This is a genomic window from Flavivirga jejuensis, assembly GCF_030540765.1.
Classification (GTDB): domain Bacteria; phylum Bacteroidota; class Bacteroidia; order Flavobacteriales; family Flavobacteriaceae; genus Flavivirga; species Flavivirga jejuensis.
In genome coordinates, this window is record NZ_JAUOEL010000005.1 from 87,523 (window position 1) to 99,895 (window position 12,373).

At 34.7% G+C, this 12,373-nt stretch carries 9 protein-coding genes; 7 read left to right on the forward strand and 2 right to left on the reverse strand.

Annotated features, from left to right (window positions below; all coding sequences use genetic code 11):
• Positions 1 to 274: 274 nt before the first annotated feature.
• The 3 genes from Q4Q40_RS14360 to Q4Q40_RS14370 all read left to right on the forward strand — a co-directional run bounded on the left by Q4Q40_RS14360 (position 275) and on the right by Q4Q40_RS14370 (position 2,591).
• Positions 275 to 1,447, forward strand: coding sequence for an XRE family transcriptional regulator (locus tag Q4Q40_RS14360; protein WP_303302575.1), 1,173 nt, complete (start codon positions 275 to 277; stop codon positions 1,445 to 1,447).
• Positions 1,447 to 1,956 (forward strand): DUF4411 family protein, encoded by a 510-nt coding sequence (locus Q4Q40_RS14365; protein ID WP_303302576.1) that lies wholly within the window; start codon positions 1,447 to 1,449, stop codon positions 1,954 to 1,956. The genes Q4Q40_RS14360 and Q4Q40_RS14365 overlap by 1 nt, the downstream gene beginning before the upstream one ends.
• 143 nt (positions 1,957 to 2,099) lie before the next feature.
• Entirely contained in the window at positions 2,100 to 2,591 is a 492-nt protein-coding gene (locus tag Q4Q40_RS14370) for a hypothetical protein (RefSeq protein ID WP_303302577.1), read from the forward strand.
• Between the two features lie 226 nt (positions 2,592 to 2,817).
• On the opposite strand, the gene Q4Q40_RS14375 is transcribed toward Q4Q40_RS14370, so the two are convergent.
• Entirely contained in the window at positions 2,818 to 3,036 is a 219-nt protein-coding gene (locus Q4Q40_RS14375) for a hypothetical protein (protein WP_303302578.1), read from the reverse strand.
• Between the two features lie 161 nt (positions 3,037 to 3,197).
• The gene (locus Q4Q40_RS14380) at positions 3,198 to 3,488 is read right to left on the reverse strand and encodes a hypothetical protein (protein ID WP_303302579.1); all 291 of its coding nucleotides are present in this window, start codon (positions 3,486 to 3,488) and stop codon (positions 3,198 to 3,200) included.
• Between the two features lie 1,039 nt (positions 3,489 to 4,527).
• On the opposite strand from Q4Q40_RS14380, the gene Q4Q40_RS14385 reads away from it, so the two are divergent.
• The 4 genes from Q4Q40_RS14385 to Q4Q40_RS14400 all read left to right on the forward strand — a co-directional run bounded on the left by Q4Q40_RS14385 (position 4,528) and on the right by Q4Q40_RS14400 (position 12,306).
• On the forward strand, positions 4,528 to 7,674 hold the full coding sequence (locus Q4Q40_RS14385; protein ID WP_303302580.1) for a glycoside hydrolase family 2 TIM barrel-domain containing protein: 3,147 nt from the start codon (positions 4,528 to 4,530) through the stop codon (positions 7,672 to 7,674).
• Positions 7,675 to 7,681: 7 nt separating this feature from the next.
• On the forward strand, positions 7,682 to 9,091 hold the full coding sequence (locus tag Q4Q40_RS14390) for a glycosyl hydrolase family 16 (protein WP_303302581.1): 1,410 nt from the start codon (positions 7,682 to 7,684) through the stop codon (positions 9,089 to 9,091).
• Positions 9,092 to 9,157: 66 nt separating this feature from the next.
• The gene (locus tag Q4Q40_RS14395) at positions 9,158 to 9,979 is read left to right on the forward strand and encodes a glycoside hydrolase family 16 protein (protein WP_303302582.1); all 822 of its coding nucleotides are present in this window, start codon (positions 9,158 to 9,160) and stop codon (positions 9,977 to 9,979) included.
• A gap of 11 nt (positions 9,980 to 9,990) precedes the next feature.
• The gene (locus tag Q4Q40_RS14400) at positions 9,991 to 12,306 is read left to right on the forward strand and encodes a PKD domain-containing protein (protein ID WP_303302583.1); all 2,316 of its coding nucleotides are present in this window, start codon (positions 9,991 to 9,993) and stop codon (positions 12,304 to 12,306) included.
• The last annotated feature ends 67 nt before the right edge of the window (positions 12,307 to 12,373 follow it).

Here is a 12,373-nt window from a genome sequence, read left to right on the forward strand (position 1 = left end):
TTTTTCACATGAATTGCTCGTCTATGACGAATAACGGTAGTTACTTTAGAGCTAAATATTACAATTGAAAGATCTCTAGTTTCATTCTGCATGAGGTATAAAACACGATCATTAAGTTTGAAAATTTATACAGAAAATTCGCATTAAAACTATTATATTTGAAAGAGATATAAACACAATTGCGTTTAGACTAATACTATATAGTTGTCATAAGTTGAAAAAAATCACGTAATGAATTAAAATTTTACCTTTGTATAAAAATTAGAAAAAAGTAATGGTTGATAAAGCATTTATAACATCCGAGATTTTAAAGTGGGCTAGAGAGTCTGCTAGAATCTCTGTGGAAGATGCTGCCAAAAAAGTTTCGGTATCGCCTGAAAGGTATTTGATTTGGGAGGATGGAAATGATTTCCCGACCATTCGACAAGCACAAATGTTGGCAAAAAGTTTTAGAAGACCATTTTCACTTTTCTTTTTACCAGAAATTCCAAAAGACTTTCAACCACTTCAGGATTATAGAAGAAGTGATTCACAAAAATTAGATACAGCTTCATTATTTATTATTCGAGATGTTCAAGAAAAACAGAATTGGATAAGTGAATTATTCGAAGAAATTGGAGAGGACAAACTTCCCTTTGTTGGTAAATATTCTATAAATGATAATCCAGAAGTTGTTGCAAAAGATATATTAACCACTTTAAAGATTAATCCAAGTAGTTATCAAAAAACACCTATTAACGAATGGATTGACAAATCCGAAACAGCAGGAATATTTATATCTAGAACAAGCTACTTACATTCAAGATTAGTTTTAGATAGAGATTTAATACAAGGATTTGCCATTGCCGACAAGTTTGCTCCTTTTGTTTTTGTGAATTCAAAAAATTGGAATGCACCACAACTTTTTACACTAGTTCACGAATTAGCACATATTTGGATAGCTAAATCAGGAATATCAAATGAAATAGATATTGACTTTAGCGACAAGCCTAAATCAAAATTTCATCCAGTAGAATTATTCTGTAACCAAGTTGCAGCTAATGCATTAATGCCAACGGAAATAATTACTCAATTTGGAACAGATACATTTGACTCAAACAATTTGATTATCAAACAAGCAAATGAACTTGGAGTAAGTTCTTTTGCCTTATTAGTAAGAGCTTTAAACTTAAATTTAATTAATCAACCTAAATACAAGGCACTTAAACAAGAATCTCAAGATGAATTTGAGAAATTTTTGGAAAGAGAAAAGATTAAAAAGGAAAAACAAAAAGAAAGAAAAGGTGGTCCAGACGCTTACCTTCTTCGATTAAATAAAAACAGTAAGCTATTTACAAGAATTGTAATGGATTCTTTTAATAATGGTTCACTTTCACCATCAATTGCAAGTAACCTTCTTAACACGCAGATAAATAAATTCCAAAAATTTGAAAAACTGCTTGCCTAATGTTCGAAGATGAAAAAGTAATTTATTGTATTGATGCTAACATTCTTATTCAAGCTTGGCAAAAATATTACTCACCAGAAATTTGTCCATCATATTGGGACGTTTTAAATAATTTAGGGAAAAGAGGCGTAATTTTTATTCCCGAATTGGTTTATGAAGAAATTGAGAAAGGAGAAGACAACCTATTTGAATGGCTGAAAAACAGCGATATTCCGATTAAAAAAATTGATGGTGAAGTAGCAAACTGTCTTAAAGAAATATATACATCAAATCCAAACCATAAATATTTAGTTTCAAGCAACGGAATTCACTCAAAAGCTGATCCTTGGGTAATTGCACACGCAATGAAAGAAAATGCAATTGTGGTAACAAAGGAAACAAAAGACTATTTCAAAAAACAAACCAAAATTAAAATCCCTCACGTTTGTGATAATATGAATGTTAGTTGGATTGACGATTTCGAATTTATAAGGAATTTGAATATAAAATTCACTTGTAAATCGGAATAAAGCCAGTAAGCTAAAACGTATATAATTTATTGCAGTTCTAGCCTACTTATGAAAATCCTCGCGGATTTTATTTGGTTTTATTTGCTAAACTAGTAGTTTAACCACGTAACCAATTATAAACACATTGGCAACAATTTCAGAAAATGACGAAAAACCAAATCCAGACATTTGCAAAAAACTATTCTGACAAAGATTTTGACAGAATAAAATTTGACTGGAATGGAAAACACGAAGGCGACTTTGAAGATAAAAATTATGATTTCCGAATGAAACTTTGTGAAACGATAAAAAATGACTTCTCTTACTCTTCCGAAAAGTTAATACTTGACTTGTATCTCGAATTATCAAAATGTGCAAAAGAAACATTCGGAGTATATAACAGCTTTCATTTATTCGCCAATGAATTATTAGAAAGAACTGGAATTAAATACTTTGATGAATATATTGAAGGAGCTTCAAAAAGTATGGATACTGGACTTTCAAGTGGACGTTTAGACTTGAGTAATGAAAGGGTTTCTGAAATATTAAGTCATATAAAATCTAAAATGGCAAATTCTGAAAATGAATCTGAAATTAGAGGTTATGATTATATGCTAAAACGATTTGAATGGTTATCTGAAAACAATGAAAAATAGAGAACTCCATACAAGTTTACACCAAAAAGAGAAAGACAGAAAACCCAAAAAAAAAAATTAGGGTATTTTCCAATGAAGTATTTATTTCATATCTCTTAACAATATACGCTCTTATGGTTGGTCATCCAACAAAATAAATCTTCTATTAGAAAGAACTAATATACACCTCGTTAATATTTACTGTATTGGCTTAATCCTAACTAAACATCTAAAAATGGGTATATAATTATTTAGAATTTACAATTCCTAAAAGGCTTAATCCATTTCTTAGCTCTTCTTCTACTTCCTTTATATCAATTACAGATCCCATAGAAGCCATATCTAATACATGGTATTTCATAGATTTTTTAAGAGCGTCCTCTAACAACTCAATAGCTCCGCTATCAGGGTTTTCTTTTTTAATGATTTTTAAAGCTGAAATTATTGATGATATATTGCTTTGCATGAAGTAAATTTTTTATAAATATAATAATTTAAAGTTTTATCATTTAATTATTGTCTTTAGGATTCCAACCTAACCCCGCTAGCGCGGAAATGTTTTCCGTGCCCGTAAGAAACTCAAAAAAGATTGCCAAAAAGATTAATTGACAATCTTTTTTTCAAAAACTAATCTTGTCGGACAATATCACCCAACTTATCCATTAGTAGTTTGACATTAAATAAAATGGATTTTTCTTCATCCTCAATAAACAAATGAGAATGGTAAAGTGCTGTGTTATGAACCCATTCTAAAGACTTGATGAGTTCTAAAGTGTCGTAAAAACTAATAAACTCCAACAGTTCTACCTGAGCGGTATATAAAAGCTTTTTGACTTTTTTCGATACGTTTCGTGCATCATCCGATGTATTGACCGACTTACATTTCGAACATACATTTTGACCATTTGAGTTTAGCATAATAATGGATTAAATGATTAATAAAAAGAGGACAGGTCACTGCTAAACTCATCAAAGCGATGCTTCGAAAGATCCCGAGACTTACACCCGTATGCCTGTCCAAAATTTTAATTTTAAATCGATGAAATAGTAATTGCATCATGACAATTTGATAAGTTTAGCACTACAAATGTAAGAAAAGAAACAACACTCAACAAAATGTATAATTCATCACTTTTTAGACCTTCTTTTTTTCTGCATAAATCAAAAGGCTTTAATCGTCTATACCTTCAGCTCAATGTTATTAAGTCAAAGAGATTTATTCCATTTTGTCACATGGATTGCTCGTCTGTGACTAATAACGATAGTTACTTTAGAGCTAAATAAGATTAATAAAAAGAGGAAAGGTCACCGCAAACACATTCCAAGCGATGCCCAGACTGGTCTCGGGACTTGCACCCGTATGCCTTTCCAATATTTTCTGTTTAAGACTAATTTGTAGATTAGACCTCTGAATTTAAAATGTGTTTGCATTACAAATGTACCATTTAAAATAGTAAACAGAGCAAACCTAATTAGTGTGAATTCGTGAAACCTATCAACCGTCAGGTTAGTTCATGTCAAAATTTTCAACCCTATTTAAAACCAATAAAACCACTACTAACTACCCTCAACAAATGAAGTAGATCTAACATTAAAGGTTACTAAAAATCAAGACTTTTCAATGTTTATGGCGCTTTATACTTCTATACGCAAAAATTAAATCTACAACATCTCCTTTTTTAACCTATACAATACCACAACATTACGTTTAAAAACGAAATTTTAAAGCTCCCAATACCGCTGTCAATTTACCAAACAAACCCTATAAATATTGTCGTTCTCGCAATAGAATGCTATGAATTTTAAGGATGTATGATTTTTGTAGCGGTGTTTTTTACCAATTCAACAACCAAACAGACTAAATTTATAATTCTCTAAAATGTCTTGGTTAAAATAATCCCGAAGCTTTAATCCTTAACCTTTTTTATAGAAAACTAACGTAAAAACGAATAATACTATGAAAAACACTTTTCTAAGATTAGCACTTTTTTTATTTACAATAACGATATGGTCTCAAGCCAATAAAGTATCCGTTGTAAGTAATGAAGAGGGCATGAAATTAGTTGTCAATGGAGAAGACTTCATGATTAATGGTATGAACTGGGATTACATTCCTATTGGCACCAATACTGTGAATGCTAATTTCTGGAAAAAGTCCGATGATATCATCAAAGCAGGACTTGACACAGAAATGTCACTTTTAAAGAACATGAATGTTAATGTTATACGCCAATATACAGGCGTTCCAGCAAAATGGATTCAATATATATATGAGAACTATGGTATTTACACCATGCTTAATCATTCTTTCGGGCGTTACGGTTTAACGCTTGATGGTGTGTGGACACCCGTAACTATCTATTCTGAACCTCGGACTCAAGCGTTTTTAATAGCCGAAATGGAGCAATTAGTAAAAGACTATAAAGACACGCCAGGCCTATTACTATACTTACTTGGTAATGAAAATAACTACGGTTTATTTTGGGCAGGCGCAGAAACAGAAGATTTTCCTGATGAAGAAGAGAAAAAAAGAGAAGTAGGTGAAAAACGTGGCAGACCCATGTATAAACTCATGAACGATGTTGCTAAAAAAATGAAGGCTATGGATGCATCCCACCCAGTAGCTATATGCAATGGCGATGTATTGTTCATCGATATTATTGCAGAAGAATGTAAAGACATTGACATATACGGAGTCAACTCATATCGAGGCCCTTCTTTTACCGACATGTTTAAGGTGGTTAAAGAAAAACTGAATAAACCTATTATGTTTACCGAGTTTGGCGCAGATGCATTCAATGCCATTGAAAATAAAGAAGATCAGAAATCTCAAGCCTATTATATGGTTGAAAACTGGAAAGAGATTTATGAAAATGCCGCTGGTTTAGAAAAAGAAGATAACTCTATAGGAGGGTTTACATTTCAATTTAGTGATGGTTGGTGGAAATTCGGTTTCGACAAAAGAGAAAATGCAGATGTACATGATAATAATGCCTCATGGGCTAACGGCGGATATGCTAGAGATTTAGCGCCTGGTGAAAATAATATGAACGAAGAATGGTTTGGTATCTGTGCCAAAGGACCAACCAGCGCAAGAGGATTGTACGATTTATACCCACGGGCTGCCTATTACGCCCTAAAAGAAGCACACCAACTGAATCCATACCAAGAAGGTGTCACAGCAAAATTTGTAAAAGACCATTTTAATAATATTCAATTAATGGATGCTGTTTTAAAAGCCAGAGGAGACAAAGCGGCTTTAAAAGGAAGTAGTTCAGATAAAATTAGACTAAGCAATTTAAGAGCAGAATTTACAACATACAATACAGGTGGTAATTTAATTACAACTCCAAGTGAAGCCAATCCAAATGAAACAGTATATCCAAATGAATTAGGTTTCGACCACATGCAATCCTATTTTATTGGAGTTGAAGGAAATCCAACCTCTAATATGCGTGCCAACGTAAATTTCAATATTCTTGGCAATGTCGCCGAAAATCCTATTGATGAAATTTTTTATGAAAACACAGGGCGTCCACTTTCAGTAAATACAGATGAAGGTAATGTAGATATTACAGACCCTAATCGCGTAAAAGTTTACAACGCCGAATTTGAATGGAAAGCTAAAGAGTTTGATTTAAGAGGTTTTTATAGAACAGGACATTACCATTGGGCTTACGAAGGTGATTTCTTCGGTCTATACCCGCAAGCTAATTATGGTCCAAATCTAGATATTTATAATGGAGAGATTCTTGGTTTTGAAGTTGATGGTAAAAAAGGCTTAAAAGGTTTAAAAGCCGCTTTTGGACCTCAACTTTGGTGGGGCGCTAACCCTGCAATATTATTAAAATACAGTACAAAACTAGCTCATTTTGATGTTACAGGTGTATATCATGAAGATATAGACGATGTTGGCGAAGCCGTAACTTCAATTGCAGTGCCGCTTCCAAAAACACGTAGAGTAACCCTTCATGCCAAAAAAAAATTTGGAGCATTTGAGATAGAAGCTGGTGGTATTTGGGGTGGACACCCTTTAAATGGACGAAAGTTTCAAGTTTCCGAAGGCGAACCAGGAAATTATATTATTTATAATGATGAAATCAATGAAAAAGATAATTGGGGCGCAAAAGCTAAAATAACCTTTCAAAAAGGACTATTTAATTGGTATGCTCAAGGAGCTACCATGGGGTTAGTTGCTAACGGAGGAGCCGATCAAACACAAACATTTACAGGCTGGAAACTTAAAGACACAGGAAGCGGAAATCAAAATAACGTTCTTACAGGGTTTACATATACCATAGGAAACTTTCAAATTGCACCAAACTTCTTATGGCAAAAACCAATTGTTGATGCCATGCCAAATGATGTTGGAGCACCAGGAAGACTTAGAAACATTCAAGACGATCCCTTTGCTGTAAGAGCAAATAGAGAAACAACAGCTGGAGAGATTTTATTTACCTACGATCCAACTCCAGGAACTTGGATGTACGAATGGGATAACGATAGAGCTGAAGACGCAAAATTTGCTTTTAATTTCGGTTTTGTTTTTCGTCATCATCCAACAGCTCAAGATGCTGCCATCGGGTTTTTAGCAGACCGTACCTCTTTTGCCTTTCCTAATGCCGCTCCCGCACAAGATTTATGGGAAGCACATACACGTATGGTATCTAAAGTAAGTCCAGATTTAGGACTTATCGCAAATTTTTATGCTGGAAACGCACAATCCAATGGTAGTGACGAAAGACTGATTAAACGTGTTGGTGGTGATATTAGATTAATATACAATAAACTTAAACTAATACACTCCTTTAAAATTAATGACTGGGGGCCTTTCGATTATCATCGTGATTTTAACTTAACCTATCCCGTACAGCTCATGTTAGATGTATCAACATCTATAGGGAAGCCAGATTGGTTTGTTTTACCCAATACTAAAATTGGAATTCGTGGTACATGGCGTTCACTCAATGAGTTTTCTCCACGCTACTTACCAAATCAAACAACATCCGAATTTGCAACAGCACCTACAATAAGTCCTGTTGGTTTCGGTAACGGAAATGAGTGGGAAATTAGAACATACGTACACATTAATATTGGAAAATAAAGATATTATGAAAAATAGAACATTTATATATTCAAAGCTTACAACTATTTTCACATTAGCTATAATTATTACCACTATAAGTTGTGAAAGAGATTTATCAAACGAAGCTGAGTTTGCGACATTCCCTGCAGATGGAAGTGTTTTTCTTGATGCCTTTTCTTCTGGATTAAATTACTTTCCTTTTGTAGATGCGGGCGCCGATCCCTTTGCCTTTACTGTTGTATCAGATGATGTATTTTCAGGATCTGGAGCCATGCGATTCGATGTGCCTTCATTTGGTAATGGTTTTGTAGGAGCTACATTTAATACAACATCTAATAGAGACCTTTCGGGTTTTGATGCACTTACCTTTTATGCAAAAGCATCCCAATCGGCAAGTATAAACTCAATAGGCTTTGGTATTTCTGGTGATACAGAAAATAAATACATTGTTGAACTTAATGGCTTAGAAATAGACACCAACTGGGACAAATATACAATACCCATCCCTGATGCATCCAAATTATTTAATGAAACTGGCTTATTTTGGTTAGCTGAAGGCGCGTCTTTTGCAGAAGACGAAGGTGGGTATGTATTATGGTTTGACGAAATTAAATTTGAAAAACTAGGTACGGTATCACAACCAAGACCAAAGATTTTTAATGGAGAAAGTCTTTCGGAACAAAGTTTTACAGGTTCAAGTATTACAATAACGGGGCTAACACAAACTTTTAATTTAGGTTCAGGTGACAACCAAACGGTAGCTATAGCACCATCTTATTTCGATTTTTCATCTTCAGATATTGAGGTTGCTAGAGTAAGCGAACGCGGCGAAATTTCTATTATAGGAGACGGTACTGCAGAAATAACAGCAACCTTAGGTGGCGTATTAGCAGAAGGATCTTTGTCAATAACATCCAGTGGCGGTTTGGAATCTGCTCCAACTCCAACTTTTTCGCAAGCTAATGTAAAATCTATATTTAGCGATGCTTATGTAAATGATACAGAAAGCAACTTCACACCAGGTTTTGGCGGGTCTACAACAGAAACATCAACGCCTACATCTAACGGTGATTCATTCTTATCTTATACTAATAACAATTTTACTGGAATTCTTTTTGAGAATACTATAGATGCCTCTGGATTAACATTCTTACATGTTGATGTATATGTACAAGAAGCTGGCATAAATGTAGGACTTCAGATTAGAGATATTGGTGCCAACCAAGTAATAGAAACAGATACAAATACAGGATTTCCAATAGCAGATGATAAAGATTTTAGATTTGATTTAACAGATTTAACTGCTGGTCAATGGACCTCATTTGAAATTCCTCTAGCAGGCGATATCGCTAGTCAAAAAAATAATTTAGGAGCTCTTATAATAACGGGCGGTCCTAACTTTATATTGGATAATATATATTTCTACACACCGTAAAATAGTCTCATATCCTAAATATCAAATAATAAAATTATGGACATAAAACACATATATACTAAAACAATGAAATCAATCATTCTAAAAGGCATTGTAATCATACTATTTGGTTTCCTTTCTAGCTGTGCTACAGACGATACACAAATCGTTGCTAGGTTCACAGAATTAGTAATGGCAGACGAGTTTGACACAGAAGGCGCTCCTAATTCAGCCATTTGGGGTTACGATATAGGTACAGGTGATAATGGTTGGGGTAATAATGAATTGCAATATTACACAGACCGTTCAGAAAATGTAACTGTACAAAATGGGGTATTGATAATAACAGCAAAAGAAGAAGCATTTAATGGGGCTTCGTATACCTCAGCAAGATTATTAACTAAAGGAAAGTTTGAACAAACCTATGGTCGCTTTGAAGCCCGTATGAGGCTGCCTTATGGAAAAGGGCTTTGGCCAGCATTTTGGCTGTTAGGTGATGATTCTAATGGTACAGAAGTTTGGCCACAAATTGGAGAAATTGACATCATGGAATATGTTGGAGATGAACCAACTATAATGTTTGGTACCGTTCATGGTCCTGGGTATTCAGGTGGTGAATCTATTGGTAAGCCTTATCAATTAGAGAACGATAGGTTTGATACTGGATTTCACGTTTTTGGTGTCGAATGGGGTCCAAATTACATCAATTACTACGTTGACGATGTATTATATAATCAAATAACACCAGATGATGTTCCAGGAGAATGGGTGTTTAATCGTGGGCCTTTCTATATCATATTAAATCTAGCAGTTGGTGGTGCATTACCAGGTTCTCCAAATGAAGAGACCGTATTTCCTCAAACCTTGCTGGTAGATTATGTAAGAGTTTATAAAAACAGTAACAACTAACAAAAAAGACAATGAAAAAATTAATCAGAACATTTAAACAGATCTCGATTTTAATCTTGGCGATAACCTTTATAGGTTGCGAAGATGATGACACGGTTTTACCAAAAGTTGTTGCAGGATTTACGTATACTATTAATGCAGATACAGGCACAGTAACTTTTATTAATATTTCAACACAAGCAACCGATTATAGCTGGGATTTTGGAGACGAAACTAGCGCGACTCTTATTGACCCTGTTAAGACGTATGTAAACGGAACGTACACCATCGTTTTAACAGCATCAAACGTTGCAGGAGCTTCCGATGTGTTTGAGGATGAGATCACCATTTTAATTCCTGAAATAGCCACATTACCCATTACGTTTGATGGCGAAAACACGAAGTATGAGCCTACAGCTTTTGGCGGTGCCTCTTTTGAAGTAGTTGATAATCCTGCTCCTGGAGGAACAAATAATGTCGCATCTAAAGTAGGCGCCATAACAAATAGTGGAGCGTCATTTGAAGGTATCTTTTTTGAATTAGGAACTGCTATAGATTTAGCTACAGATAAAACTATTAAAATGAATTTCTGGGCAGATGAGGCAGTAGATGTTTTATTGAAACTTGAAGAAGGTTCTTCATCTACACCAGATATTATTGTTAGCCATGGCGGTAGTGGATGGGAAGCACTTTCATTTAATTTTAGTGCTACAGCTAAATACTCAAAATTAGTGCTCTTTGTTGATGGACCAGGAACAACTACAGGTACTTTTTATATGGATGATGTTATGCAAATTGAAACGCCAGCACCACCATGTACACCAGAAACAGAGCAATCTCTTGATGTAGCAGACTTTAATGTAACTTTTCAAGCAGAAGACACCACCTCAAGTATTGTAGATGATGGTGCCACTATGGTAAGAGTACTAAACCCTGATACCGATAATGCAATAAACACATCATGTCAAGTAGGGCAAATTACTAGAGATGCAAATCTTGAATTTGCAAACAATCAATTTTCATTTGCTTCAAACTTCGATTTTAATGCTAATGCTGGATTCAAAATAAAAGTGTGGTCTCCAGATGCTGGTACTAATGTTACAATAAAACTTGAAGGAGCGGGTGTGGGACCTGTAGAATCAACGGTTCCTACAACTACTGCTGGTGCATGGGAAGAATTAACTTTTGATTTTGCATCCGGCGAAAGTGATAAATATAATAAGATCGTACTATTCATGAATTTAGGCACATTTACTACAGGTGTGTTTTATGTTGATGATTTTATGCTTTATGGTACTGGCTCTGGTGGCGGTGGAGACTGTGTTCCAGAAACCGCTCAATCTCTTGACGTAGCAGATTTTAACATAACTTTTCAAGCAGATGATACCACGTCTACCATTGTAGATGATGGCGCCACTATGGTAAGAGTACTAAACCCCGATTTTGACAACCCTGTAAACACCTCATGTCAAGTAGGGCAAATTACTAGAAATGCAAGTCTTGAATTTGCAAACAATCAATTTTCATTTGCTTCAAACTTCGATTTTAATGCTAATGCTGGGTTCAAAATAAAAGTATGGTCTCCAGATGCTGGTACTAATGTTACAGTAAAACTTGAAGGAGCGGGTGTGGGACCTGTAGAATCGACGGTTCCTACAACCACTGCTGGTGAGTGGGAAGAATTGACTTTTGATTTTGCAGCTGGCGAAAGTGATAAATATAATAAGATTGTATTATTTATGAATTTAAGCACATTCACTACTGGTGTGTTTTATATTGATGATTTTAGACTTTACGCTGGCTCTGGTGGCGGTGGCGGAGGTACTGGTGGTGGCTGTAGCGCTACAGCTATAGCAGCAACAGCATTTCCTGTGGATTTTGAAAGTTGCGAATCTTTCTTAGGCACATTTACAGATTCTGGTAGCATTAAAACAGAGTTAACAGACAACCCTGCAAAAACAGGAATAAATACTTCAGATTTTGTATTAAAAGTAGTTAAAGCATCAGGAACAAATAGATGGGCAGGTTTTCAAAACCCATTCCCAAATAATTTTGATGCGACAAAAACACTTAAGGTTAAAATTTACTCTACTAAGGCAAATGTGGTTATGAGGTTTGAAATAAATAGCGACCCTCAAGATTCTGGTTCAGGGAATCCTGGTCCTCAGTTTGCGACAATTACAAATGCCAATACTTGGACAGAAGTTGAAATTATATTCACAGGAATTCCTCCAAGTAATACAGGAGTTAATCAGATAGTTATTAAGCCAGATAACCCAGATGGGACAGACGGTGAGACAACAAGTTCTGAAGGGATCTATTATTTTGATGATATAAGACTAGAATAAAATTAAAAAAAGGCTAGCTCAAATTTGATCTACTAGCTAGCCTTTTTTATTAAATATAAATGCAATT

What these genes read in the sequence shown, in the direction of transcription:
- Q4Q40_RS14360 (WP_303302575.1), top strand. Translation starts at nt 275, where the DNA reads ATGGTTGATAAAGCATTTATAACATCCGAGATTTTAAAGTGGGCTAGA.
- Q4Q40_RS14395 (WP_303302582.1), top strand. Translation starts at nt 9,158, where the DNA reads ATGAAATCAATCATTCTAAAAGGCATTGTAATCATACTATTTGGTTTC.
- Q4Q40_RS14365 (WP_303302576.1), top strand. Translation starts at nt 1,447, where the DNA reads ATGTTCGAAGATGAAAAAGTAATTTATTGTATTGATGCTAACATTCTT.
- Q4Q40_RS14380 (WP_303302579.1), bottom strand. Translation starts at nt 3,488, where the DNA reads ATGCTAAACTCAAATGGTCAAAATGTATGTTCGAAATGTAAGTCGGTC.
- Q4Q40_RS14370 (WP_303302577.1), top strand. Translation starts at nt 2,100, where the DNA reads ATGACGAAAAACCAAATCCAGACATTTGCAAAAAACTATTCTGACAAA.
- Q4Q40_RS14390 (WP_303302581.1), top strand. Translation starts at nt 7,682, where the DNA reads ATGAAAAATAGAACATTTATATATTCAAAGCTTACAACTATTTTCACA.
- Q4Q40_RS14400 (WP_303302583.1), top strand. Translation starts at nt 9,991, where the DNA reads ATGAAAAAATTAATCAGAACATTTAAACAGATCTCGATTTTAATCTTG.
- Q4Q40_RS14385 (WP_303302580.1), top strand. Translation starts at nt 4,528, where the DNA reads ATGAAAAACACTTTTCTAAGATTAGCACTTTTTTTATTTACAATAACG.
- Q4Q40_RS14375 (WP_303302578.1), bottom strand. Translation starts at nt 3,036, where the DNA reads ATGCAAAGCAATATATCATCAATAATTTCAGCTTTAAAAATCATTAAA.